Below are 22,358 nucleotides of genomic sequence, written 5' to 3' on the forward strand. Positions count from 1 at the left end.
CGGTAGATACCCCCGGGGGTATCATCGGAGCATGCCCCAAAGTCCTGCCCCACACCGGATCGTCATCGTCGGAGGCGTCGCCGGCGGAATGAGCTGCGCCGCCCGCGGGCGACGGCTGGATGAGTCCGCCGAGATCATCGTGCTCGAGCGCGGCCCGCACGTCTCCTTCGCGAACTGCGGTCTGCCGTACTACGTCGGCGGAGAGATCGCCGATGCCGACAAGCTCCTCGTCCAGACGCCGGCCTCGCTTCGCGCCGCGCTGAACCTCGACGTGCGCACCGACCACGACGTCACGGCGGTCGACACCGTGGCGCAGACGGTCACCGTCATGACCGCCGACGGGGTTGAAGAGATCCACTACGACGCCCTCGTGCTCTCCCCGGGCGGGCAGGCGGTGCGTCCGCCGCTGCCGGGCCTCGACTCCCCGCGGGTGCGGACCCTCCGCACCGTCGACGACGCCCTGGCCCTCCGAGACCGCGTCGACGCCGGCGCACGCCGGGCGGTAGTGCTCGGCGCCGGGTTCATCGGGCTCGAAGCCGCCGAGGCGCTCGCCGCTCGGGGGCTCGCCGTCTCGCTCGTCGAACTCGCCGACCATGTGCTGCCCCCGCTCGAGCGGGAGCTTGCGACCCTCGTCGCCGACGAGCTCGTCGACCTCGGCGTCGATCTGCACATCGGGGTCGGCGCGAACGCGGTCGAGCACGGCACCGAGAACGACGTCGTCGTGCTGACCGACGGCACCCGCATCGACGCCGACCTCATCGTCCTGTCGGTGGGCGTTCGTCCCGACACCGCCCCCTTCGAGGCGGCCGGCATCGTGTGCGACCGGGGCGCCATCGTCGTCGACGAACACGGACGCACCTCTGCTCCGCGAGTGTGGGCGGTCGGTGACGCCACCGCCGCGGTCGATGCGGTCACCGGCGTCCGGCGCCCGATCGCCCTGGCGGGCCCGGCCAACCGCGCCGGCCGGCTCATCGCCGACGACATCCTCCGCCCCGATTCCGCGCGGGCGGTGCCCTCGTCGGTGGGCACCGCGATCGTGCGGGTCGGCTCTCTCGCCGCAGCCCTCACCGGCGCGAACCGCGCGTCGCTCGACGCCGCGGGCACGCGCTACCGCACCCTGCACCTGCACCCCACTCAGCACGCCGGCTACTTCCCGGGCGCCGCGCAGCTGCACCTCATCGTGCACTTCCGCGAGGACGACGGCCTGCTCCTGGGAGCTCAGGCGGTGGGGGAGGACGGCGTCGACAAGCGCATCGACATCCTGGCCACCGCCATCCGCTCTTCTCTCACCGTCGATGACCTCATCGATCTCGACCTCGCCTACTCGCCGCCCTACGGTGCTGCGAAAGACCCGGTGAACCTCGTCGGCATGCTGGGCGAGAACGTCCGCACCGGTCAACTGCGCCTCTGGTACGCCGACGACCTCGACGAGGTGCTCGCCTCGGCGCTCGTGCTCGATGTGCGCTCGGCCGACGAGGTCGCCACCGGTCATCTGCCCGGCGCGCTGCACATTCCGCACACCGAGCTGCGTGCTCGGCTGGCCGAGGTGACGGATGCCGCCGACAGCCGTCCGGTCCGCGTCATGTGCGCGTCGGGGGTGCGGTCGGCGATCGCCTACCGCGTGCTCGTGCAGGCGGGCTTCGATGCCGCGTCGCTCTCGGGCGGCATCCTCACCCTGCGTGCGGCGCTCGGATCGCGTTCGGCCGATCTGCTGCGCGTCTGGTCCGAACCCGCCGCCCGTGAGGAAGGAGTCCGCTGATGCGCACCGCCGACCCCGAGGTCCAGCGCCGAATCGTCAACCGCCTGCGCCGCGCCCGCGGCCAGCTCGACGCGGTCATCGCCGCCGTCGAGCAGGACAAGCCCTGTCGTGACGTGATCACCCAGCTCGCGGCCGTCGGCAGCGCGATCGACCGTGCCGGATTCGCCATCGTCTCCACCGCGATGAAGGAATGCCTGGCCGACCCCGATGCCGCGTTCGAAGACGACGGCACCACCCCCGAAGAGCTGGAGAAGCTCTTCATGATGCTCGCCTGACCCCCGAAGGAGATTCCCCATGTGCTACCCCGTCACCTGCGCCACCTGCGGCAAGACCACCTGGGATGGATGCGGCCAGCACGCCGACCAGGTTATGACCGCCGTTCCCGCCGGTCAGCGCTGCCCCGGTCACGAGTCGGCGCCCCGCGCCGGCATGCTCGCGCGCCTCTTCGGCGGCGCCGCCTGACTCGGAGAGGCCTTTCCCGCGCTCCGCAGCTCAGGTAGCGTGGCGGCGATGCCCACGCTTTCGCCTCCCCAGCCCGACGCCGCCGCGCCGCGCACCCCGGCTCCGGGGCTTGCCGGCCGCGAGCTCGTGGTCCAGATCCGGCGTCTGCTCGTCGTCACGCTCGTGGCGTGCCTTTTCTACCCCGTCTTCATCGGGGGGTCGAGATCGTTCTGCCCCGGCGGCTTCGACGCCGACGGCGGGTTCATCGACCGCGACGGACAGACGACCGACCTCGCGCCGCAGTGCCTGTCGCTGCAGATGGGGCCCGGCCCCTTCGTCTTCGCCGCGATCGCGGCGATCGTCCTGGTGACGCTCGGTCGCGTCATCCGGGTGGCGGACGATCTCGAGTCGGCGACACGGATGCTCCGCCGCGCCGCCCTCGCGATCATGATCGTCGCGGGTCTCTCCGTCGTCATCGCGCAGGTCTGGTTCGCGCTGCTGCCGGTCACGGAGTGGGATCCGGCGAGCGGGTACATCTTCCTGTTCCCCTTCCCGTTCGCGAGCGTCGACCTCACGATCACGCCCCTCACGCCCTGACCGCGGCTCAGACGGCGGGCTGCTGCTGGGTGATGCAGTGGATGCCGCCCCCGCGGTCGAACAGGGGGCGCGCGTCGACGGTCACCACGCGACGACCGGGGTAGGCGTCGGCGAGGATCTCACGCGCGCGGGTGTCGGCGAGTTCCTCGCCGAAGCCGCAGGCGATCACCCCGTCGTTGACGACGAGGTGGTTGACGTAGCTCCAGTCGACGACGCCGGTGTCGTCGCGGAGTGTCGCCGGTGCCGGCAGCCCCGTGATCGTGACGTCCCGACCGCGGGCGGCGAACGCCTCCTCGAGCTCGGTGCGGATCTGGCGCGACACCTCGAAGTCGGGATGGTCGGGGTTCTGCTGCTCGTGGAGCAGCACGTGGCCCTCCGCAGCGAAGGTCGCGACGATGTCGACGTGACCGTTGGTGCCCAGGTCGTCGTAGTCGCGGGTGAGTCCGCGCGAGAGCCAGATCGCGTCGGTCGCGCCGATCGTGCGGGCCATCTCGGCCTCCACGCGGGCTTTGTCGGCGAAGGGGTTGCGACGCGGGTCGAGCTGCACCGTCTCGGTCAGCAGGACGGCGCCCGTTCCGTCGACATGCAGGCCGCCGCCCTCGTTGACCAGCAGTGAGCTGATCACCTCGATGCCGAGGAGGTCGCCGATGAATCGGCCGATGAGGGCGGACTTCTGCCACTCCGCCCAGTCGGGTGCGCCCCAACCGTTGAACACCCAGTCCACCGCGGCGAGCGTGCCGGGTCGGGCGTCGTCGACGACGAAGGTCGGCCCGACATCGCGCATCCAGAACTCGTCGATGGGGGCTTCGACGATCTCGATCTCCGCGCTGAGCATCCGCCGCGCGCGGGTGATCTCGGTGGGGTCGACCGCCATCGTGACCGGTTCGAAGTCGGTGATGGCGTGGGCGACCGCTGTCCACGCGGCGTAGCCCTCCTCGCGCTCGGCGTCGCTGTCACCGAGGGTGAAGCCCTCGCGGGGGAACGCCATCCAGGTCCGCTCGTGCCGTGCGGTCTCGGCGGGCATGCGCCACCCGAGGGGCGGCGTGGAGCTGTCGGTCATAGCGGAGATCCTTCCGTGGTTGCCACGGCGCCCGCCACGGCGCCGGTGAAGCCGCGTGCGACGACGACGACGAGCGGTCCGAACGGCGGCAGCCACTCACTGAACGGCGTCGTGTGCGCGTGGGCGGCGAGGTGATGGCGGCCGTCGACGCGCGAACCGCTCACGGTGAGAGTCGCGCGGACACCGTCGACGAAGGCGACGACCTCGTCGATCGGTCCGCCCTCGACGGTCGCGGTGAAGGTGACGGTGGTGTGGTCGTGATCCGGGGCGATCCGCACCTCGTCGATCCGCACCTCGAGGGGTCCGGCCGCGGCGGGGCGCGGCGCGTCGAACAGCACCTCGTCGGGCAGCGCCGGCGTGCGCGGCGGCAGGGTGCGCCGTCGCCCGAGGGCCTCGATCGCGGCACCGAGCTGCATGAGGCGGACGTCGCCGTAGGCGGCGCCGGCGATCGTCACGCCGACGGGCATGCCCGTGTCATCCATCGTTCCCATCGGCACGGTCACGGTCGGGATGCCGAGGTGCCGGGGAACGAGGTTGCCGTTGGAGACCCACACCCCGTTTCGCCATGCGATGTCGGCCGAGGCCTCGTTCACGTCGGCGTCAGCCGGCCCGACATCGGAGTGGGTGGGGAAGATGACCGCGTCGAACCCTTCGGCGACGAGCCAGTCGTCGACGTCGACTCTGCGGGTGTGCTCGAGTCCTCGCATCCCCTGCTCCACACTCGGGATGTCGGTGGGCGCACGCACCCCGGCGCGTGCGGCGCCGACGTACTCGGCGATGTCGTACGCGATGTCGAAGGGATAGATGCCGTAGCGGTCGGGCAGTGCCCCAGTGGGGTGGGGGAAGATGCGGTCGCCATCGACGTCGGCGAGTCGGTTCAGCGTCGGGTCGCCGTTCAGGCGCAGGAAGGTGTCGAAGCCCCAGACGGCCAGGTCGCCGACCTCGTCGGTGAGGAACTCGCGGGGAACGAACCCGCGGTCGACGAAGTCCTCATCGCCGGCGTGGAGCTTCTCGTAGTTGTTCACCGCGGGGAAGTCGACCTCGACCACCTCCGCCCCGGCGGCTTCGAGGTCGGCGCGCAGCGCGCGCCACAGCTCCATCACCGACGGGCGCGGGTCGATCGGGTAGGTGCTGTCGTCGTCGGCGCCGACGTAGATGCGCGGGACGGCGAACCGCAGCCCCGCGAGGTCGGCCGCTGCGAGGGCGGCGAACGAGTCCGGGCGCACCTCCGACGGCGCGGGGAGGGCGATCCACGGCTGGCTCCGCCACAGGTCGCCGTCGGTCTCGGGGTCGTCGACGACGACGGCGTCGAGCACGTGGGCGAGGTCGTCCATGCTCCGGGTGTGGGGGACGACGACGTCCATCGTGGGGACGAGGGGCCAGTTGCCGCGCACGGAGATCATTCCGCGCGACGGGGTGTAGGCGCACAGGGCGTTGTGGGATGCCGGGGCGCGCCCCGACGACCAGGTCTCCTCGCCCAGACCGAAGGCGGCGAAGCTCGCAGCGGTCGCCGTGCCCGACCCGTTCGACGACCCTGAACCGAACGCCGAGGTGAGGTACGCGGCGTTGTAGGGCGACTCCGCCCGACCGTAGAGCCCTCGCTGCATGCCGCCGGCCGCCATCGGCGGCATGTTGGTCAGGCCGAGGAACACCGCGCCGGCCTCACGCAGCCGGGCGACGGCGAACGCGTCGCGCTGGGCGATGAGGTTCTCGAAGGCGGGGGATCCGGATGCCACGGGAAGGCCCGTGACGCAGTAGCTGTCCTTCGCCGTGAACGGGATGCCGTCGAGCACCCCGCGCGTCTCACGGCGGGCGCGGCGTTCATCGGCAGCGCGCGCTTCGGCGAAGGCGGACGGATTCAGCACGATCACCGAGTTCAGGGCGATGCCCGCGCGGTCGTAGAACGCGATGCGGTTGAGATAGCGGGCGACGAGCTCGACACTCGTGACCCGGCCCTCGCCGAGTGCGGCTGCGAGCTCGACGATGTCGGCTTCGACCACGGTGGCCAGAGGGGTGGACGGAGGGGCGATCATGGGCGTAAACATACACCGTATGTTTTTCTGCGCGCCACCACTTCTTCCGACACCTGCCGCGTAGGCTCGGCACCGACCTCGAGGAGTCCGTCATCGCCCGACCGCCCCGCCCCCTGCTGAGCCGTGAACTCATCGCGAAGACGGCGCTCGCCCTCGTGGATCGGCACGGGGCCGAGGGGGCGAGCATCCGCCGGGTGGCAACGAAGCTCGCGGTGAACCCCACCTCTCTTTACAACCACGTGCCGAACCTCGCGGCGATGATCGAGGATGTGCGGTCCCTGGTGTCGGCCCGGATCGACTCGTCGCCGCTGCGCACCCTGGAGTGGGAGGACGGGTTGCGCGAGTGGGCGCGCTCCTACCGGCGGGCGTTCGCAGATCACCCGCGCGCGGTGCCGCTGTTGATGACCCATCCGGCATCCGCACCGGTGCTGCTGGCCGGGTACGAGGATTTCGCGGTGGCGGCGCGCGGGGTGGGGTGGGCCGATCGCGACATCCTGCCCCTCCTCACCGCGTTCGAGTCGTTCATCCTCGGCAGCGTGCTCGACATGTCGGGCCCCACGGTCGTCTTCGATCCACGGGGCCAGGAGGAGCAGTTCCCCACCTTCGCGGCAGCCTTCGCGACCCTGAGTGACGAGGACCCGGATGATCCGATCGCCACGCGAGCCTTCGAGATGGGCCTGACGATGCTCATCGCCTCGGCCCGCCCTTCCCCAGGAGGGTGACGTACCCTCGCCTCATGACCCCGACGGCCGCCGCAGAGATCACCCTCTCGCATCGCTTCGCCGATGAGCTGCCCGAGCTGGCCGTCGACTGGCAGGCGGTCGAGCCGCCGGCGCCGCGGCTGCTCGTCTTGGGCGACGCGCTCGCCGCCGACCTCGGGCTCGACCCCGCGCACCTCCGCACGTCGGAGGGCGTCGACTTCCTCACCGGCACCGCCGTGCCGGGCGGCGCCCGACCCGTCGCGCAGGCCTACGCCGGACACCAGTTCGGGGCCTTCAACCCCCGGCTCGGTGACGGCCGGGCCCTGCTGCTCGGCGAAGTCGAGGGGCCAGACGGCGCACTCCGCGACATCCATCTGAAGGGCTCGGGTCCGACGCCCTTCTCACGCGGAGGCGACGGCCTCGCCGCGGTCGGTCCGATGCTCCGCGAGTACATCATCAGCGAGGCGATGCACGCGCTCGGCATCCCCACGACGCGCGCGCTCGCCGTCGTCGCGACCGGTCGCACGGTGCGGCGCGAGAGCGATCTGCCGGGCGCGGTGCTGACCCGGGTCGCGTCGAGCCACCTGCGGGTCGGCACGTTCGTGCTCGCGCGGGCGATGGGCGACGTGCCGCTCCTCGAGCGCCTCGTCGACCACGCGATCGCGCGCCACTATCCCCACGCCGAGGGCGCCGAGAACCGGGCCCTCGCGCTTCTCGACGCGGTCATCGACGCACAGGCCCGTCTCATCGCTCAGTGGATGCTCGTCGGATTCGTCCACGGCGTCATGAACACCGACAACATGACCGTCTCGGGCGAGACCATCGATTACGGCCCCTGCGCCTTCCTCGACACCTTCGACGTCGGCGCTGTCTTCAGCTCCATCGATCAGCAGGGCCGCTATGCGTATGGCGCGCAGCCCGCGATCGGCGAGTGGAACCTCGCGCGCTTCGCCGAGGCCCTCCTGCCGCTGCTGGCGGCGGACACGGATGCTGCCGTCGCGACCGCCCAGCGGTCGCTCGCCGCCTACCGCGAGACCTACAACACCGCCTGGGCCGGGGGGATGCACGCCAAGCTCGGCGGCACGCCCGACGATGAGCAGACGGCCGCGCTGGTGAACGACATGTTCGACATGCTGGCGATGGCGCGGGTCGACTACACCTCGTTCTTCCGCCGTCTCGCGTCGGCGGCGCGGGGGGATCGTGAGCCCGCGCGCGCTCTCTTCGCCGATCCGGCACCCTTCGACCTGTGGGTCGGGCGCTGGCTGGCTCTCGCACCCGACCCCGACCTGATGGACCGGGTCAATCCGCTCTACATCCCACGGAATCACCTGGTGGAGGAGGCTCTCGCCGCCGCATCCGGTGACGGTGACCTGGCCCCCCTGAACGAGCTGGTCGGCGTCATCCGCGATCCCTTCGCCGCCCGTCCCGGGCTCACCCGGTACGAGCACCCGGCGCCCGAGGCCTTCGGCCCCTACGTCACCTTCTGCGGCACGTGAATTCCGGCGGCAACCGAGGTCCCTAGGCTGAGCCCGTGACGTCGGCAGCCGCATGGTGGGATCGCCACCAGGTCTGGCTGTACGTCGCCGCCATCGCGCTCGGCGTCGTCGTCGGGCTCGCGCTCCCCGCGGCCGGCCCCGCGCTGTCGCTTGCGACGACGCCGGTGCTCGCCCTGCTGCTGTTCGCCACCTTCCTCGGGGTTCCGCTGATCGAGGTGGGGCGGGCGTTCCGCGACATCCGGTTCCTCGGCACGGTGCTCGCCGTCAACTTCGTGATCGTGCCGCTCGTCGCCTTCGGCCTCTCCCGGTTCGTCGCCGACGACCGCGCCCTCCTCGTCGGCGTGCTGCTGGTGCTGCTCACCCCGTGCGTCGACTACGTCATCGTCTTCACCGGACTCGCCGGCGGCGCGCGCACGCGCCTCCTAGCCGCGACGCCGCTGCTCATGCTGGTGCAGATCGTGCTGCTCCCCGTCTACCTGTGGCTTTTCGCCGGCGGAGCGGTGGCCGCCGACGTCGCACCCGCTCCTTTCGCCGAGGCCTTCCTTTGGCTCATCGCAGTCCCCCTCGCGGCGGCCGCGATCGTGCAGGCTCTGGCTCGCCGGCACCGGGTCGGCCGTCGGATCGCGCGGTTCTTCGCGGCGGCGATGGTGCCGCTGATGATGTCGACGCTCGCGGTGGTGGTCGGGTCGCAGATCGCGGATGTCGGTGCCGCGGCCGCCGCGCTCGTGCGCCTCATGCCGATCTACGCCGCATTCCTCGTGATCATGCTCTTCGCCGGTCTGGGTGCGGCGCGGCTCGCGCGGCTGCCGGTTGCCGAAACCCGGGCCCTCATCTTCAGCGGCGCCACGCGCAACTCGCTCGTTGTGCTGCCCCTCGCCCTTGCCCTGCCCGCGTCCTTTGCGCTCACTCCGCTGGCCGTGGTCACTCAGACGCTCGTCGAGCTGGTCGGATTGGTCGTCTTCCTCCGCGTCGTGCCGGCCCTCACCCCCGTGGCGGGTCGGGCGTCAATCCATCGAGCTCAGCGAAGGCGGTGAGTGCAGGCTCGCGGCGCTCGGCTTCGGCGCGGTCCCGCCTTCCCCGTCCTTTCCCGTCATCGACCAGAGTTCGCATCATGGGGTCAGAAGCCGGTGGGCTCGGTCTCGTACTCCGCCTCGTGGGGAACGGTCTCGTGGTGCAGGGGCCGGAGCGCAGCGGTGTCTTCGCCCCACAGCAGGGCGTCGTAGCGGGCGCCCATGATCGTGGGCACGTAGTTGCCGGCCTCGCGTGCGGGGTCGTACACGACGCCGATCGCCCGGTGCCCGGCGAGGTGCGTGAGCCAGGGCCGTGACCGGTCGGCGCCGAAGGCGAGCACGGCGGGCTCGCCGATCGCGCGGTGGAGGATGCCCTCGTGGCTGTCGGCGCGCGCGGAGGGCACCGGCATCCGTTCCTCCGCATCGCCCCAGGCACGGGCAGCGGTGACCTCGCCGCGGTGCGCGGCCATTCCCACCAGCAGCACGTCTCGAGCACCGTGGCGCTCTCGCAGCAGCTGGCCGAGGTTCAGCAGCCCGGCGCTCGCCATGTCCGTCGCCCGGGCGTCGCCGACGTGGGTGTTGTGGGCCCACAGCACCCCGGTGCCGGTGGGTCCGAGATGGGCGGCGATGCGGTCGGCGGTGTCGGCCATGTGCCTGTCGCGGATGTTCCATGAGCCGCGATCGGTGCGCACCATCGCGCGATAGTACTTCTCGGCCTCCACGGCGACCGTGGCGTTCTGGAGGGCGTCGAAGGCGTCGTCGCCGTCTGCGGCGACGCGCTGGCGCACCTCGGTCAGCAGCTCGACGACGTCGGTCTCGCACGAGGCGGGCACGAGCCGGGTGTTCCAGGCGTAGCGGTGCGGGTCTTCGTCGAACGGCGCGAAGCATTGCCACGCCCTCGCCGCCAGCGGCAGGGCGTCGGGCTGCCGCTCGCGGAGCCAGGCCATGATGCGCGCCAGCGAATCCCACAGCGAGTACACATCGAGGCCGTAGAACCCGGTCCTCTCGGCGGCGGGCAGGCGGGCGTTGTGGTCGCGGAGGGCGTCGAGGAAATCGGCGACGTCGCTGTTCGCCCACATCCAGGTCGGCCACCGGTCGAAGCCGGCGAGCACACCGCGGGCGTCGAGGTCGGTGTCGGCGATGCCCCGCACCCAGCGGTCGATGCGCCAGCAGTCGGGCCAGTCGCCCTCGACGCCGATCCAGGTGACGCCGCCCTCTTCGACGAGGCGCCGGGTGAGCCGGGCCCGCCAGGCGTAGAACTCGTGCGTGCCGTGCGAGGCCTCGCCGATCGCGATGAACCGGCGCCCGCGCGCGGCGTCGACGAGCGCATCGAATGCCGCATCGCCGCCCGCGAGCGGTCGCGCCAGGTCGTGCGCGTCAGCGAACAGATCATCCATCCGAGCGCTCATGGGTGTTCCTTCGTGCTCTCCAGCAGAGCCACCACTTCGGCGTCGGTGGTCTGGCCGAAGTCGCGGTAGTACTCGCCCACCGCCTGGAAGCCGGCGGGCTGCTCGAGGCAGATCACCCGGTCGGCGCCGCGCACGCGGCGGACGGCGTCGCTGCCCCCGACCGGTGCGGCCACGATCACCTCGGCGGCGCCGCGCTCGCGGGCGACCAGGCACGCGGCCGAGGCCGTGGCGCCCGTCGCGATGCCGTCGTCGACGATGAGGATGCTCGCGCCGGCGAGGTTCCGCGGCGGTCGATCACCGCGCAGCGCCGCGGCACGGCGGGTCAGCACATCGCGCTCGCGCGCTTCGACCGCGTCGATCTCGGCGCGGGTGACACCGAGGTGGCGGACGAGGTCGGTGTCGACCAGGCGCACGCCCTCCTCGCCGATCGCTCCCATCGCAACCTCGGGGTGGCGGGGATAGCCGAGTTTGCGGACGATGATCACGTCGAGCGGTGCTCCGAGGATTGTCGCCACCTCGGCCGCCACGGGCACTCCGCCGCGGGGAAGCCCCGCCACGACACTCGCCGTCACACCCAATCGGCGCAGATGGGCCCCCAGGCGCCGCCCCGCGTCGATCCGGTCGTCGAACATGATCGTCTCCGTGTCCCGTCCCCGCGGTCACACGCACCAGGGCGCGCGCGCATCGATGAGCGGGCGCAGTCCTGCGAGGGCGGCGACAGCCATCTCAGCTCCCGCTGGCGATGGCGACCTTCCGCGGGTTCGACGCCTGCGCGAGCGGCACCCTCACCTTCAGCAGGCCGTTCTCGAACCCGGCGGTGATGGCATCCTGCTGGGCCTGTTCGGGCAGCGCGATACCGCGGTAGAAGCTACTGCTGCTCTCGCGGATCACGTACTTCTTCGTCTTGTCCTCTTCCTTCTCGTGGCGCTCGGCCTGGATGACGAGTTGCGAGCCGTCGACGTCGACCGAGATGTCCTTCTCCTCGAAGTGGGGGAGGCCGGAGAACGGGTCGAATCGGACGATGCTGCGTGCCATGATGTGGTCTCTTTCAGAGCGGGCGGACGGTGATCTGGTTGTCCACGTCGGTGACGTGCGGCGACGCCCAGGCGACGTGTGCGGCGTGGCGGCGCTCGGCCCACGATGTCGCCGTGCCGGTGAGCGTGACCTTGCTGCCGGTGACGCTGGCGTGGATGTGGCTGGCATCCAGACGGGCGTTGCGCACGAACGCGTTCTTGATGCGCTCCTCGGTGTCGGCGGCGGTCGGGCGTGACGCGAGGGTGATCATGTTGCTGACCGTGTGCACGCCGCGCAGGTAGTGCACGGCGCGCGCGGCGGCGCGGCGCTGGTAGTCCCAGTCGACCTCGCCGATGAGGGTCACGTGGTGCTCGTCGATCTCGGCCTTCACCGTGTCCGGGACGTTGGTCGAGGCCCTCAGTGCCCGCTCGACCTCCCTCGCGATGTCGGTTTCGGTGACCGACATCGCCGTCTTGGGGTGCACGCTGAGGTTGTCGACGACGGCACGCACGCCCCGCACGCGCAGGGCGGCATGCTTGGCGGCGAGGCGCTCGGCGTAGGTGTCCACCTCGCCCGAGAGGGTGACCGTTCCGTCCTCGACGGCGACGCCGATCCCCGCGGCATCCACCTCCGGAGTCCACGCGAGCTCGTCGCTCACCAGGGTCTGCACATCGAGGTCGCGGTCGGCTGCGATCGCCATGGGGTTCCTTTCCTTGCGGGTTCCGGTTCTTCCATCGCCTACCGTCGCCCGCAAGGGTGCCCCTTTCCAGGGCCCTAAGTCCCGCGGAACCCCGCGGATGATGACGCAGTCCCGCGGATCACGCGCCGTCCATCCGCATGCTGTCCCCGCCGGGGCCGCTGGTGCCCGAGCCCGCCCCCGCCTTCCTGCTTCGCCGCGACAGAACGATCCAGGTGATGACGATCGCGAGGATCAGCACGACGAGCGCGATGATGATCCCGATCAGCAGCCCCGAGTCGTCGCCCGCCGGCTCCGGCGTCGGTGTCGGGCTCGCCGTCGTGGGGGTGGGGGTCGGTGTCGGCGTCGGTGCGGCCGTGACCGTCACCTCCACCGACGCGAGCGGCGTCTCGCCGTCGCCGACCGCGATGACGAGGTCGCCCGCCTCGGTGGCGGTGAAGGTGGTGGTCGCCTCGCCGTCGGTGACGGGCACCTGCGCCGACGTGCCTCCGCCGTCGAAGGTGCCGCCTCCGGTGCCGCCCAGCCCGAACGAAGCCTGCTCGATTCCGCCGAGCCCGGTCGCGGTGACCGTCGTGCTCTCACCTGTTTCGATCGACGTCGGGTTCGCGGTGATCGTGGCGCCGCCTCCGCCGGCGGTGACGGTGATCTCGACGGTCGCGAGCACGTTCTCGCCATCGCCGACCGAGATGGTGTTCGTGCCCTCGGCCAGCGCACTGAAGGTCGCGGTCGCCTCGCCGTTCGAAACGGGGGCCTCGTAGATGCTGTCGTTGCTCTCGGTGTAGACGCCGGCCGACGGGTCGCCGAGTCCGAAGAAGGCCTGCTCGAGTCCGCCGAGCCCCGTGGCGGTGACCACGGTGGAGTCGCCGACGGCGATCGAGCTCTCAGCCGTCGTCACCTCCGGGGCGCCCGACGCCTGCGCCGCCGAGGAACCTCCGAGCGCCAACAGCGCGGAGCCGATACCGGCGAGAAGGGCGAGTCCGAGGCGACGAGGGCGACGGATGACGGAAATGGAGGTCACGGTGAGGCTCGCTCTCTGGGGGCCATGGTGGCGTGCGTCGAACGCTACACCCGCACACCGACCCCTGAATAGCAACTCCTCGCGGTGCATCCGCGACCGGCCTACCGTGAGAACAACCTGGTGAGCGCCCGGTGTCTGGCGGAGCGTTCGATGCCACGAGCAAGGAGTCACGATGTCCAGCAAGACCGCGTCTCACACGACCACCGAGGCCACGACCCGCACCCGGGCGATCGCGCGTCAGGTGATCATCCTCGTCAGTTCGATCCTCGCGATCGTGGCGGCCTTCATCGGCTCGGGGGTGTTCTTCGGCACCCCGATCCAAGAGGCCGCCGGCGGGTTCCTCAACTCCGACTCCACGCTCATCGCCCCCGGCACCGGGGCGTTCCGCATCTGGAGCGTCATCTACACCGGCATGCTCGCCTACGCGATCTGGCAGGCCCTGCCCGCGCAGCGCTTCGATGAGCGGCAGCAGCGGATCGGCTGGTGGGTCGCCGCCTCCCTCATCCTCAACGCGGTCTGGATCGGCGTCGTCCAGCTGAACCTGCTCTTCCTCAGCCTGCCGGTGATCGCCCTGCTGCTGGTGGTGCTGTGCCGGATCTTCGTGATCCTGCGGCAGACGCGCCCGAAGAACAAGGTCGAGGTCGTCGTCGCCGACGGTGCGATCGGCCTCTATCTCGGCTGGGTCATCATCGCCACTGCCGCGAATGCCACGGCGATCTTCTACGCGATCGGCTTCGAAGGCTTCGGCATCGCGCCCGAGGTGTGGTCGTCGTTCGTCCTCGCCGTCGCAGCCGCGGTCGGCATCGCGCTGGCCTTCTGGGGTGGCGGACGCATCGCTGCGGCGCTGTCGCTCACCTGGGGGATCGCGTGGGTCGCCGTGGCGCGATTCACCGACGAGCCTTACTCGCCCCCGACGGGTGTGGCGGCGATCATCGCCGTCGTCCTGATCGTTCTCGCGACCGTGATCGCCCGCGTACGGCACGATCGCGCGATGCGTCGCTGACCCCGGCTACTCGGTTTCTTCGTCCGACGTCGATCGGGCGTCGATGGCGGCGCCGATCGCGATGCCGAAGACCATTCCGAGCGCCGTCCCGACCGCGATGTTGTCGAACAGCAGCATGCCGATGACGGCCCCGAAGGGCAGGCCGAGCGCGATGCCCAGCGCGATGCCGTTCTTCGGCCGCTTCTTGCCGTTTGCCATCCCGCGAGCCTAGACGACATCGAGAACGGACCGGCCAGAGTCGCTGACGCAACCGTGATGCTGATACATTGTGAAGCACATTCACGAAAGGCGGCAGCATGGCCGAGGCGAGACATCCGAATATCACCCTCCTGCGCAGGGGGCTCGACCTCGTGGCCGCCGGCCGGTCGGATGAGGTTCTCCCCCTCCTCGCCGACGACTTCCGCATCACCGTCCACGGTGCGCCGGAAACTCTCGTCGGTCGTGAAGCCTGGCTCGGGAATGTCGCGATCATGAATGCGTCCTTCTCCGACCTGACGCTCGACGTTCGACACGAACTGGCCGACGGTGACCTCGTCGCCTTCAACATCACGTACACCGCTCGCCACACGGGTGACTTCCTGGGGATTGCGGCCACGGGCCGCACGGTCTCGTGGCAGAGCCTCGAGCACTATCGCGTGAGCGACGGACTCATCGCCGAGGAGTGGATCGCCTCCGATGTCTCCGCCCTCCTCGGCCAGCTCACCTCGCAGTCTGTCTCGTCGAGCGAGGACGCATGACGAGCGACGCCCTGCGCATCCTCGACGGCGTGATGCGCTTGGCCGAACTGGTGCAGCGCGACATGGCCGAGCCCTTCGCGGGTACGACGTTGACGATGTCTCGCGCCGCGCTTCTCTGGGTTCTCCAGTCGACGGGACCGTCGACGCAGCAGGCGCTGGCGACGGCGTTAAAGGTCAGCCCCCGCAACGTCACCGGACTCGTCGATGCGCTGGAGGCGAGCGGGCATGTCGAGCGCGCCCCTCACCCGACCGACCGGCGCGCGACGCTGGTCACCCTCACCGTTCTCGGGCGTGATGTCATGCGGCAGATGGTCGCTCAGCGCGAGCAGATGGCCGATGATCTCGTCGCCGAACTCGCGCCGACGGAGAAGTCGGAGCTCGCCGCAGGCCTGAACAAGCTGGCGGACCGTTACGAGATCATGCTCGGCGCCGCCCGCGAGCGGAAGGACGCCCCGTGACATCCGCATCGGCCCCGGTGTCGGCCGCCGGAACAGAGCCGGGAGCTCCGGGTCCCGCCTTCCCCGCCGAGACGCGAGCCGATCGGGCGAAGCGTCTCGCGCGGCGTGCGGCCCAGATGGAGGCGGCGGGGTGGGTCAGTCTTGCTCGGCTCGTCTTCTTCCGGCCACGGGTACCGGCGGGCGCGGTGGCCGTTTCGTATCACCGCCCGGTCACCGGCATCCTCACCATCTTCATCGTGCTTTCGGCGCTCGAAGTCCCGATCGTCGATCTCATCGTGCATCCATGGCCGTTCGTGCGCATTCCTCTGCTCATCCTCGGAATCTGGGGTGTCGTCTTCATGCTCGGGATGCTCGCGGGCTACCTCACGCGTCCGCACGCCGTCGGTCCCGACGGCCTTCGCATCCGTCAGAGCACCGACCTGGAGATCGCCCTCTCCTGGGACGATGTCCTCTCGGTCGCCCGCCGGCGCGAAGTCCGGCACAAGGGTGAGAAGTTCACGCCCGGACGGACGGATGACGCGTGGATCGTGCATCTGCCGATGCAGGATGAGACCAACCTCGCGGTCGAGCTCGAGCGTCCGGTCGAGGTGGCGATGCCGCAGGGTGTCGTGCGTGTCGACGAGATCCGTTTCTGGGCCGACGATCCGACGGCCTTCATGGATGCCGCGCGTCCGCACCTCGCGGCTGCGTCGCCGTCCGCGGCGTGATCAACAGCCTCGTCGCATCTCAGACCCGCACGCGGAAACGGCCCCCTCGAGCGCACGTCTGGCGAGGGGCGCTCGAGGGGGCCCGGACTCTCGAAGCCTGGCGGCGAAACGGGGGGAGTTCGCACGTCACCGCACGCCGGGGGAGTGCGTGCGGGCGTTGCCAGACCGGGGGAGTCCTCGATCAGCGTAGAGGGGAAGCCTGAGAGCGTCTTCGGGCGCGCGGGCCTGTTCACGCATTCGTCACAGACGGATGCCGCGGGGCCGGCCCGTGCCTCGGTATCGGTCAGTGCGTCGGGGCGCTGCGTGCCGACATCGTCCGGGCGGGTACGACGGGTCGCTCGCGCTGGTCGGCGACGGAGATGCTGCGGCCCACGAGCAGGCCTGCGGTGATCGAGAGGGCGATCCAGACGACGACGGCGACGATCGCGATGAAGAGGAGGGTGGTGACCATAAGACTCTCCTTCGAGTCTCGGTGGTGCTTCGGGACGGGTTGCGACCCACGATAGGGGCGCTTCCTGTTTGTGGGTCGCTCATTGCGCCAGTCCTGTGGAAATGTTGAGGAACCCGTGCGGTGACGATCGGGTGGTGTGCGCCCGTCGACAAGGGTTTTGTCCGTCGGAGGGGGCCGCTTCGACAATCGTGAGATGCGTGCTACTCCTCGCCGGTTGGCCTGGGGCATGAGCCTCTGGCCGCCGAACCTGTTCAGCGGCATTCGAGTGCGGCATTTCGCCGACGACTGGACGGAAGCGGTCGTCCACCTGCACGTGAATCGCTTCACGCGGAACTACGTGGGTACGGCGTTCGGCGGATCGATGTCGGCGATGACGGATCCCTACTTCTTCATGCTGGTGATGCATCAGCTGGGGCGTGACTACGTCGTGTGGGATACCCGCGGCGAGATCGAGTTCCTGAAGCCCGGTCGTGGGGTGCTGACGGCACGCTTCCGCGTGTCGCCCGACCAGGTCGCCGACCTTCGTGCACGCGCGGCCGGCGGCGCGAAGGTTCGCGAGTGGTTCGAGACCACGATCACCGACGAGAGCGGAGACGTGGTGGCGCGCTGCCGTCGAGAGGTCTTCATCCGCGAGAAGCGACGCGTCACCCAGTCTCAACTCGCCGATGCCTGACCGCACCGCCTGATGTCAGAAGGGGGCGACGGTGAGTCCGCCGTCGTCGGTGGGGACGAAGGCGACGCGTAAGGGTGGGTGGCTGTCGTAGTTCTTCCCTCCGGGGCTGGTGAAGGTCAGGATGCCGCCGGGGAGCTGTTCCACGTGCCAGTTCGTGGCGTGTTTCAACGTGTGGTGCCTCACGCACTCGTTGCAGAGGTTGTCGTTGGACGTCGGTCCACCGAGCGCGAAGTCCCTCGAATGGTCTTTGTCGCAGAGTTTCGCGGGTCTGCGGCATCCGGGTGTTCGGCAGGTGACGTCTCTGGCGTTGAGGAACCGGGTTTGGGAGGGATGGAGCACGTACCTGTCCACCGCGGTGACGACCCCGGTGATGGGGTCGGTCATCACCCGGTCCCACACTCTCGCCGTTCCGGCCAGCCGTCTGGCGGTCTCGGGGTCGACCGGGGTGACTCCGTTCAACTCCGCCCCCGACGCGGTGACGCCGGTGAGGGTGGTGATCGGGAGGGTGATCTGCACCTCGGCGGTGATCGCCCCGAGCCCACCCTTCGCCCCGTCGGTGGGGTCGATGATGGGGGACGCGGCGAGGAGCATGTCGAGGGCGAGGTCGCAGCGGATCTCATCCAGCGACCGGTCGTCGAACCACGGCTCCGTCGCTTTCTCCTCCGGCGCACCCGCTTCACCCTGCGTGGCGGCGTATTCGCGCCGCTTGGCGCGGTCGACGTCCTTGATCGTGGTGCCCTGCCCGGTGAGCCGGTTGAAGGCGCCGTGGATGTACACGTTCCCGCCGAGGATCGTCAGGGTCGACAGGGTGTCGTCGAGGTCGGTGACCCACACCCGGCGTTCCCGGATCGCGGTGTCGTGTCGTTCTTGCAACGGCCTCGGGTCGAGGACCGCGGCACGTTGGATGGCGTACTTCTTCGTCCGCGGCACCGTCTGCCGCTCCGCTTCCACAAGCACGATGCGTTCGAACGCCGCCCGGTCGGCGGCATCCTCGATCACCCGGCCCGCATCCTGGATCACCTGCGCATGCGCCCGCGTGACCCGCCCCTCCACCAGCGCCGCCATCGTCTGCGGGAACAGCTCGATCAGCTCGTGCGCGTCATGCATCTGCGCCTGCATCGACCGGTCATTCACCCGCACCGCCATGCCCAGCTCGAGCGCCATCGACCGCAACGGCATGTCCCGCTCCCTGGACGACACCGACCCCACCCGTGACCGCTGCTCCAGCGTCAACGCGTACGCGTCGGCGAGCAGCCGGGTCTCCTTCGCCTCCAGCGCCGCACGACGCCTCCGCAGCTTCGCCAGCTCATCCGCGAACACCCCGGCGCGCCTCTCCTCCGCCCGCCGCCGCTTCTCGTCCGCGTCCACTGCAATCCCCGTCTCGATGACCTACTAGAATCATCGCAGAGGGTTCCGACATTGCTTCCAGGCTCAGCGCACTGCTGTAGAACATTTATGCGCATTCCGAAGAGCCCACCCCTGACGAATGTCACCCCAGAACATGTCGCCACGACACTGCCGCCGCGAGCCGACATGCGGTGCGATGGAACCATGCCCACAACGCAGTCCCTCCGCGTCATCCGCGAGAACGCCCGCGTCTGACATGTCGTCCAACAAGAACACCCCCTCCTTGCGTGCCCGCCTCGCCGAGCGCCGCGTGAAGCCCGGCGACGGGCGCCCCCTGCCGCCGTTCCGCTGGTGGCAGACTCTCGGCCGGTCGCTGTTCCTCCTCGACCTCGCCACGGCCGAGGGGGTCACGACCACGTTCGCCGTCGACGTCCGCCAGCTCGGTGATCGCGACGACGGCGAGGTTCGCGCCCGCCTCTACCGCGACGGCCGCCAGACGGCGGTGTCGAGGCTTCCCGCGCGGTTCGCCGTGCCCGGCGGCCACATCGAGGTCGCCGCGCGCGCCTCCGGCCTTCGTCGCTGTCATTTCGTTCCGGATGCCGGAGAGGAACGTCAACTCACCCCTCACCCTCGCTCGGCCGAAGGTCTGCGGGCGCGGCTTCATCACCGTCATCCGGTTCTGAGCACCGTGATCGGCGTCATCGCTACACTCGTCGTGCTCGTCGGTGTGTGCATCACCGTCCCTCAGATCATCGAGACGATCTCGCAGGTGCCGGCGATCGCCGACAGTATCGGCACGTTCACGTCTCCGATCCATCTCCCGCCCGTTCTGAACGTGATCGTCACCGTCGCCGTCATCATCGCCAGCACCGAGCGCGCCCTCCGCCTGCGCTCGTCGTGGCTCGACGAGCTCGCCAACTGACATCGAAGGATTCCCACCATGATCGACGCGACCCTCGTCCCCGACCTCGTTCTCGGCGCCGTCGAGATCGAACCGACCGAGCGGGGCTTGCGGCCCCACCGCCTGCCGCGCCACGTCCGTGAGCGGGACGCCGACCCGCAGCTGACCCTCATGGAGGCTCAGCCGTCGGGGGTCCGCCTCCGATTCGTGACCTCCGCGACCGTGGCGGCACTCGAGCTGCACACCACCCGGGTGGCCTATCGCGGCTTCGCGCGGCCCCGCGGCGCCGTGGACGTCGTCATCGACGACACGCCGGCCGGCACCCACGTGTTGTCGGGCGGTGACGCCCTCGAACTCGACATGCAGACCGGGGCGACGACTCTGGTCACCGGAGCGCCGGACACGGTGGAGGTCTCGCTTCCGGGAGAAGGGGAGAAGACCGTCGAGCTGTGGCTGCCGCACAACGAGCAGGTCGACATCGTCTCGCTCCGCACCGACGCCCCCGTGCGATCGGCGCCGTCGACGGATCCGGTATGGCTCCACCACGGCAGCTCGATCAGTCACGGCTCCAATGCCGCGACGCCCACCGGCATCTGGCCGGTCGTGGCGGCGCGCCGTGCCGGCGTGCGCTTGCAGAACCTCGGTTTCGGTGGCAGCGCGCTGGTCGACCCCTTCCTGGCGCGCGTGATCCGCGACACGCCTGCCGACCTCATCAGCGTCAAGCTCGGCATCAACGTCGTGAACCTCGACGCGATGCGGGTCCGCAGCTTCGTGCCGGCGGTCCACGGCTTCCTCGACACCATTCGAGACGGTCATCCCGAGATCCCGCTGCTGCTGGTGTCGCCGATCTTCTGCGGCATTCACGAGAACACCCCCGGTCCCGGAGGCGTTGATCCCGTCGCCGCGGCATCGGGCGAGACCCGCTTCATCGCCACGGGCACGCCGGGAGACACCGCCGCCGGACGGTTGACCCTCGAGGTCATCCGTGAGGCGCTCGAGCAGGTGGTCGCGGCGCGGGCCGACGACCCCCACCTGCACTACCTCGACGGTCGTGACCTCTATGGCCCCGAAGATGCCGAAGACCTGCCGCTCCCCGACGATCTCCACCCCGGCCCCGAGGCGCACGCTCTCATCGGCGCACGCTTCGCCGATCGGGTCCTCCGCCCCGGCGGGCTGGTGCGTCCGCACGGGGTCTGAGGGCTACTCGCCCAGAATCACGAACCGGATGACACCAACGCGCCGTCCACGAGAAGGTGCGCGAGGCGCTCCGGGTCGTACCCGGGTGCCGTGCCACCGATGCAGAGGTTGCCGATTCCCCGCAGGAAGGCGTACGCCTCGATGGGGGCGCCGTGCGGCGCGGCGGCGTGCAGCAGGTCGGCGCAGACGGGCACCAGCCGGTCGGTGAGGGACTGGTGGAGCGCGCCGAAGCGCTCCGTGTCGCCCTGCAGCGCGTCGGCCAGGCCATGTTTGGTGACGAGGAACTCCACGAAGAGCGTCACCCAGGCGTGCAGTGCCGCTGCCGGGGTCGGGCTCTCGCGCAGCAGTGCCGGTCCGGCTGCGGCAGCGGCATCCACCTGGTGCTGGTAGAGCGCCACGACCAGGTCGGCACGAGTGGGGAAGTGGCGGTAGAGCGTGCCCATTCCCACCCCGGCTCGCTCCGCGACCGCCCGAACGGGCGCCTGGATGCCCGCCTCGACGAACACCGCCGCTGCAGCCTCGAGGATCGCCTCCTCATTGCGTCGCGCGTCGCGTCGTCTGCCGCGCGTCTCACCGTCGCCCATCAGCCCTCCTTGCAAAACGGAGCACTGTTCCGTATCGTTGACGGAACGATGCTCCGCTTAAGTATGACGGAGTCGCCGACATCCCGGAAATGAGACCTCGTGCACACACCCACCCCGCTTCGCGACTCCACCATCGTGGCCGCCCTCGACACCGTGCTGGGTGCGTCGGCGCCCGTCGTGTCCGTCGCTCCCGTCACCCTCGCAGCGCCGGCGCGGCCGTTCCCGCTCGAGGTGCGGGTCTCGGCTCCCGCGCACGGTCGCGACCTGCCGGTGCTGCTGTTCTCCCACGGAAACGGCTGGTCGCTCGACGGGTACGCTCCCCTCACGACCTTCTGGGCGTCGCAGGGCTTCGTCGTGGTCCAGCCCACGCACCTCGACTCCCGCCGGCACGGCATCGGCGTCGACGACGACCGGTTCGGTTCGATCTGGCTGCAGCGGCGGGATGACCTCGTGGCCGTGCTCGACCAGCTCGACGTGATCGAGCGATCGATGCCGGGGCTGGCGGGCCGAATCGACCGGGCCGCCGTCGTCGCGGCGGGGCACTCCTGGGGTGCGCACACCGTGCAGCTGCTCCTCGGTGCACGCACCATCGGCGCCGACGGCGCGGTCGGTGGCGACCACGGCGACGATCGCGTCATCGCCGGCGTCTTGCTCGCGGCGACCGGGCTCGGGGGAGAGCAGCTGCATCCGTTCGCGAAGGCGCACTTCCCCTTCATGAACCCGTCCTTCGCCGAACTCACGACCCCGACTCTCGTCGTGGCAGGCGATCAGGATCAGTCGAAGATGTCGAGCCGGGGGCCGGACTGGTTCACCGACGCGTATGTCCACAGCGCCGGCGCGACCGACCTGCTCACGCTGTTCGGCGCCGAGCATTCGCTCGGGGGCATTCCGAGCTGGGAAGCGGCGGAGACCACCGACGAGAATCCCGAGCGCGTCGCCGTTCTCGCCCGTCTCTCTGCGGCCTATCTGCGCGCGGCGGCCGGCGGCGACCCGCAGGTCTGGCACGAGGCTCGTGAGACCTTCGCGCGCGCCGGCGGGGGGATCGGCCGGATCGACAGTCGGTGA

25 protein-coding genes and 1 pseudogene are annotated in these 22,358 nt (G+C 70.2%); 15 read left to right on the forward strand and 11 right to left on the reverse strand.

Features of this window, described 5'->3' with window-relative positions:
- The first annotated feature begins 31 nt into the window (after nucleotides 1-31).
- Genes V6S02_RS00870 through V6S02_RS00885 form a run of 4 tightly spaced genes read left to right on the forward strand, consistent with a single transcriptional unit; the run spans nucleotide 32 to nucleotide 2,797 of the window.
- Nucleotides 32-1,759, forward strand: coding sequence for an FAD-dependent oxidoreductase (locus V6S02_RS00870; protein ID WP_336399479.1), 1,728 nt, complete (start codon nucleotides 32-34; stop codon nucleotides 1,757-1,759).
- Entirely contained in the window at nucleotides 1,759-2,034 is a 276-nt protein-coding gene (locus V6S02_RS00875; protein WP_124291651.1) for a metal-sensitive transcriptional regulator, read from the forward strand. Before V6S02_RS00870 ends, V6S02_RS00875 begins: the two co-directional genes overlap by 1 nt.
- 19 nt (nucleotides 2,035-2,053) lie before the next feature.
- Complete coding sequence (locus tag V6S02_RS00880) at nucleotides 2,054-2,221, forward strand: hypothetical protein (RefSeq protein WP_336399480.1); 168 nt, start codon at nucleotides 2,054-2,056, stop codon at nucleotides 2,219-2,221.
- Nucleotides 2,222-2,269: 48 nt separating this feature from the next.
- Nucleotides 2,270-2,797 carry a hypothetical protein gene (locus V6S02_RS00885; RefSeq protein ID WP_336399481.1) on the forward strand — a complete coding sequence of 176 codons (528 nt, stop codon included), beginning with the start codon at nucleotides 2,270-2,272 and terminating at the stop codon, nucleotides 2,795-2,797.
- Nucleotides 2,798-2,804: 7 nt separating this feature from the next.
- Here the strand turns inward: V6S02_RS00885 and V6S02_RS00890 are convergent, their stop codons facing one another.
- Nucleotides 2,805-3,857 (reverse strand): agmatine deiminase family protein, encoded by a 1,053-nt coding sequence (locus V6S02_RS00890; protein ID WP_336399482.1) that lies wholly within the window; start codon nucleotides 3,855-3,857, stop codon nucleotides 2,805-2,807.
- 347 nt (nucleotides 3,858-4,204) lie between these two features.
- A pseudogene (locus V6S02_RS00895) lies at nucleotides 4,205-5,890 on the reverse strand (amidase); the annotation flags it as partial.
- A 194-nt stretch (nucleotides 5,891-6,084) separates the two neighbouring features.
- Here V6S02_RS00895 and V6S02_RS00900 point away from each other — a divergent pair.
- The 3 genes from V6S02_RS00900 to V6S02_RS00910 are packed head-to-tail and all read left to right on the forward strand — an operon-like array spanning nucleotide 6,085 to nucleotide 9,121.
- Nucleotides 6,085-6,612, forward strand: a complete 528-nt coding sequence (locus V6S02_RS00900) for a TetR/AcrR family transcriptional regulator C-terminal domain-containing protein (protein WP_336399483.1) — start codon at nucleotides 6,085-6,087, stop codon at nucleotides 6,610-6,612.
- A 14-nt stretch (nucleotides 6,613-6,626) separates the two neighbouring features.
- Nucleotides 6,627-8,087, forward strand: a complete 1,461-nt coding sequence (locus tag V6S02_RS00905) for a protein adenylyltransferase SelO (protein ID WP_336399484.1) — start codon at nucleotides 6,627-6,629, stop codon at nucleotides 8,085-8,087.
- A 35-nt stretch (nucleotides 8,088-8,122) separates the two neighbouring features.
- Complete coding sequence (locus tag V6S02_RS00910) at nucleotides 8,123-9,121, forward strand: arsenic resistance protein (RefSeq protein ID WP_336399485.1); 999 nt, start codon at nucleotides 8,123-8,125, stop codon at nucleotides 9,119-9,121.
- Nucleotides 9,122-9,204: 83 nt separating this feature from the next.
- On the opposite strand, the gene V6S02_RS00915 is transcribed toward V6S02_RS00910, so the two are convergent.
- From V6S02_RS00915 to V6S02_RS00935, 5 genes are all read right to left on the reverse strand, one after another.
- Entirely contained in the window at nucleotides 9,205-10,506 is a 1,302-nt protein-coding gene (locus tag V6S02_RS00915; protein ID WP_336399486.1) for an erythromycin esterase family protein, read from the reverse strand.
- Nucleotides 10,503-11,138, reverse strand: a complete 636-nt coding sequence (locus V6S02_RS00920) for a phosphoribosyltransferase (RefSeq protein WP_205782969.1) — start codon at nucleotides 11,136-11,138, stop codon at nucleotides 10,503-10,505. Before V6S02_RS00920 ends, V6S02_RS00915 begins: the two co-directional genes overlap by 4 nt.
- 94 nt (nucleotides 11,139-11,232) lie before the next feature.
- On the reverse strand, nucleotides 11,233-11,541 hold the full coding sequence (locus V6S02_RS00925) for an Hsp20/alpha crystallin family protein (RefSeq protein ID WP_336399487.1): 309 nt from the start codon (nucleotides 11,539-11,541) through the stop codon (nucleotides 11,233-11,235).
- Nucleotides 11,542-11,554: 13 nt separating this feature from the next.
- Nucleotides 11,555-12,220 carry a BON domain-containing protein gene (locus V6S02_RS00930; protein ID WP_336399488.1) on the reverse strand — a complete coding sequence of 222 codons (666 nt, stop codon included), beginning with the start codon at nucleotides 12,218-12,220 and terminating at the stop codon, nucleotides 11,555-11,557.
- A gap of 118 nt (nucleotides 12,221-12,338) precedes the next feature.
- Nucleotides 12,339-13,235 carry a hypothetical protein gene (locus tag V6S02_RS00935; RefSeq protein ID WP_124291641.1) on the reverse strand — a complete coding sequence of 299 codons (897 nt, stop codon included), beginning with the start codon at nucleotides 13,233-13,235 and terminating at the stop codon, nucleotides 12,339-12,341.
- 172 nt (nucleotides 13,236-13,407) lie between these two features.
- Here V6S02_RS00935 and V6S02_RS00940 point away from each other — a divergent pair, with 172 nt between their 5' ends.
- Nucleotides 13,408-14,238 (forward strand): tryptophan-rich sensory protein, encoded by an 831-nt coding sequence (locus V6S02_RS00940; RefSeq protein ID WP_336399489.1) that lies wholly within the window; start codon nucleotides 13,408-13,410, stop codon nucleotides 14,236-14,238.
- A 6-nt stretch (nucleotides 14,239-14,244) separates the two neighbouring features.
- Here the strand turns inward: V6S02_RS00940 and V6S02_RS00945 are convergent, their stop codons facing one another.
- Nucleotides 14,245-14,436, reverse strand: coding sequence for a glycine zipper family protein (locus tag V6S02_RS00945; RefSeq protein ID WP_124291639.1), 192 nt, complete (start codon nucleotides 14,434-14,436; stop codon nucleotides 14,245-14,247).
- A gap of 98 nt (nucleotides 14,437-14,534) precedes the next feature.
- Here V6S02_RS00945 and V6S02_RS00950 point away from each other — a divergent pair, with 98 nt between their 5' ends.
- The 3 genes from V6S02_RS00950 to V6S02_RS00960 are packed head-to-tail and all read left to right on the forward strand — an operon-like array spanning nucleotide 14,535 to nucleotide 16,140.
- Nucleotides 14,535-14,975, forward strand: a complete 441-nt coding sequence (locus tag V6S02_RS00950) for an ester cyclase (RefSeq protein ID WP_336399490.1) — start codon at nucleotides 14,535-14,537, stop codon at nucleotides 14,973-14,975.
- Nucleotides 14,972-15,433: a MarR family winged helix-turn-helix transcriptional regulator gene (locus tag V6S02_RS00955; RefSeq protein WP_336399491.1), complete on the forward strand. Its 462-nt coding sequence runs from the start codon at nucleotides 14,972-14,974 to the stop codon at nucleotides 15,431-15,433. Before V6S02_RS00950 ends, V6S02_RS00955 begins: the two co-directional genes overlap by 4 nt.
- Nucleotides 15,430-16,140, forward strand: a complete 711-nt coding sequence (locus V6S02_RS00960; RefSeq protein ID WP_336399492.1) for a hypothetical protein — start codon at nucleotides 15,430-15,432, stop codon at nucleotides 16,138-16,140. Before V6S02_RS00955 ends, V6S02_RS00960 begins: the two co-directional genes overlap by 4 nt.
- Nucleotides 16,141-16,423: 283 nt before the next feature.
- Here the strand turns inward: V6S02_RS00960 and V6S02_RS00965 are convergent, their stop codons facing one another.
- On the reverse strand, nucleotides 16,424-16,591 hold the full coding sequence (locus tag V6S02_RS00965; protein WP_336399493.1) for a hypothetical protein: 168 nt from the start codon (nucleotides 16,589-16,591) through the stop codon (nucleotides 16,424-16,426).
- Nucleotides 16,592-16,784: 193 nt separating this feature from the next.
- On the opposite strand from V6S02_RS00965, the gene V6S02_RS00970 reads away from it, so the two are divergent.
- Nucleotides 16,785-17,264 carry a DUF4442 domain-containing protein gene (locus V6S02_RS00970; RefSeq protein WP_336399494.1) on the forward strand — a complete coding sequence of 160 codons (480 nt, stop codon included), beginning with the start codon at nucleotides 16,785-16,787 and terminating at the stop codon, nucleotides 17,262-17,264.
- A 15-nt stretch (nucleotides 17,265-17,279) separates the two neighbouring features.
- Here V6S02_RS00970 and V6S02_RS00975 read toward each other — a convergent pair whose 3' ends face one another.
- Nucleotides 17,280-18,632: an HNH endonuclease signature motif containing protein gene (locus V6S02_RS00975; RefSeq protein WP_336399495.1), complete on the reverse strand. Its 1,353-nt coding sequence runs from the start codon at nucleotides 18,630-18,632 to the stop codon at nucleotides 17,280-17,282.
- 235 nt (nucleotides 18,633-18,867) lie between these two features.
- Here V6S02_RS00975 and V6S02_RS00980 point away from each other — a divergent pair, with 235 nt between their 5' ends.
- Nucleotides 18,868-19,533 (forward strand): hypothetical protein, encoded by a 666-nt coding sequence (locus V6S02_RS00980; protein WP_336399496.1) that lies wholly within the window; start codon nucleotides 18,868-18,870, stop codon nucleotides 19,531-19,533.
- An 18-nt stretch (nucleotides 19,534-19,551) separates the two neighbouring features.
- The gene (locus V6S02_RS00985) at nucleotides 19,552-20,709 is read left to right on the forward strand and encodes a GDSL-type esterase/lipase family protein (protein WP_336399497.1); all 1,158 of its coding nucleotides are present in this window, start codon (nucleotides 19,552-19,554) and stop codon (nucleotides 20,707-20,709) included.
- A gap of 17 nt (nucleotides 20,710-20,726) precedes the next feature.
- On the opposite strand, the gene V6S02_RS00990 is transcribed toward V6S02_RS00985, so the two are convergent.
- Nucleotides 20,727-21,293 (reverse strand): TetR/AcrR family transcriptional regulator, encoded by a 567-nt coding sequence (locus V6S02_RS00990; protein ID WP_336399498.1) that lies wholly within the window; start codon nucleotides 21,291-21,293, stop codon nucleotides 20,727-20,729.
- A gap of 99 nt (nucleotides 21,294-21,392) precedes the next feature.
- Between V6S02_RS00990 and V6S02_RS00995 the strand changes: the two genes are divergently transcribed.
- Complete coding sequence (locus V6S02_RS00995) at nucleotides 21,393-22,358, forward strand: alpha/beta hydrolase family protein (RefSeq protein ID WP_336399499.1); 966 nt, start codon at nucleotides 21,393-21,395, stop codon at nucleotides 22,356-22,358.

The sequence above is a fragment of the Microbacterium sp. CCNWLW134 genome (assembly GCF_037083565.1).
Lineage (GTDB): Bacteria > Actinomycetota > Actinomycetes > Actinomycetales > Microbacteriaceae > Microbacterium.

Excerpts from the sequence above, each read along its gene's own strand:
- V6S02_RS00970 (WP_336399494.1), top strand. The coding sequence starts at position 16,785 with ATGCGTGCTACTCCTCGCCGGTTGGCCTGGGGCATGAGCCTCTGGCCG.
- V6S02_RS00945 (WP_124291639.1), bottom strand. The coding sequence starts at position 14,436 with ATGGCAAACGGCAAGAAGCGGCCGAAGAACGGCATCGCGCTGGGCATC.
- V6S02_RS00880 (WP_336399480.1), top strand. The coding sequence starts at position 2,054 with ATGTGCTACCCCGTCACCTGCGCCACCTGCGGCAAGACCACCTGGGAT.
- V6S02_RS00980 (WP_336399496.1), top strand. The coding sequence starts at position 18,868 with ATGTCGTCCAACAAGAACACCCCCTCCTTGCGTGCCCGCCTCGCCGAG.
- V6S02_RS00950 (WP_336399490.1), top strand. The coding sequence starts at position 14,535 with ATGGCCGAGGCGAGACATCCGAATATCACCCTCCTGCGCAGGGGGCTC.
- V6S02_RS00990 (WP_336399498.1), bottom strand. The coding sequence starts at position 21,293 with ATGGGCGACGGTGAGACGCGCGGCAGACGACGCGACGCGCGACGCAAT.
- V6S02_RS00890 (WP_336399482.1), bottom strand. The coding sequence starts at position 3,857 with ATGACCGACAGCTCCACGCCGCCCCTCGGGTGGCGCATGCCCGCCGAG.
- V6S02_RS00885 (WP_336399481.1), top strand. The coding sequence starts at position 2,270 with ATGCCCACGCTTTCGCCTCCCCAGCCCGACGCCGCCGCGCCGCGCACC.
- V6S02_RS00875 (WP_124291651.1), top strand. The coding sequence starts at position 1,759 with ATGCGCACCGCCGACCCCGAGGTCCAGCGCCGAATCGTCAACCGCCTG.
- V6S02_RS00920 (WP_205782969.1), bottom strand. The coding sequence starts at position 11,138 with ATGTTCGACGACCGGATCGACGCGGGGCGGCGCCTGGGGGCCCATCTG.
- V6S02_RS00940 (WP_336399489.1), top strand. The coding sequence starts at position 13,408 with ATGTCCAGCAAGACCGCGTCTCACACGACCACCGAGGCCACGACCCGC.
- V6S02_RS00955 (WP_336399491.1), top strand. The coding sequence starts at position 14,972 with ATGACGAGCGACGCCCTGCGCATCCTCGACGGCGTGATGCGCTTGGCC.
- V6S02_RS00905 (WP_336399484.1), top strand. The coding sequence starts at position 6,627 with ATGACCCCGACGGCCGCCGCAGAGATCACCCTCTCGCATCGCTTCGCC.
- V6S02_RS00985 (WP_336399497.1), top strand. The coding sequence starts at position 19,552 with ATGATCGACGCGACCCTCGTCCCCGACCTCGTTCTCGGCGCCGTCGAG.
- V6S02_RS00930 (WP_336399488.1), bottom strand. The coding sequence starts at position 12,220 with ATGGCGATCGCAGCCGACCGCGACCTCGATGTGCAGACCCTGGTGAGC.
- V6S02_RS00965 (WP_336399493.1), bottom strand. The coding sequence starts at position 16,591 with ATGGTCACCACCCTCCTCTTCATCGCGATCGTCGCCGTCGTCGTCTGG.
- V6S02_RS00925 (WP_336399487.1), bottom strand. The coding sequence starts at position 11,541 with ATGGCACGCAGCATCGTCCGATTCGACCCGTTCTCCGGCCTCCCCCAC.
- V6S02_RS00870 (WP_336399479.1), top strand. The coding sequence starts at position 32 with ATGCCCCAAAGTCCTGCCCCACACCGGATCGTCATCGTCGGAGGCGTC.
- V6S02_RS00915 (WP_336399486.1), bottom strand. The coding sequence starts at position 10,506 with ATGAGCGCTCGGATGGATGATCTGTTCGCTGACGCGCACGACCTGGCG.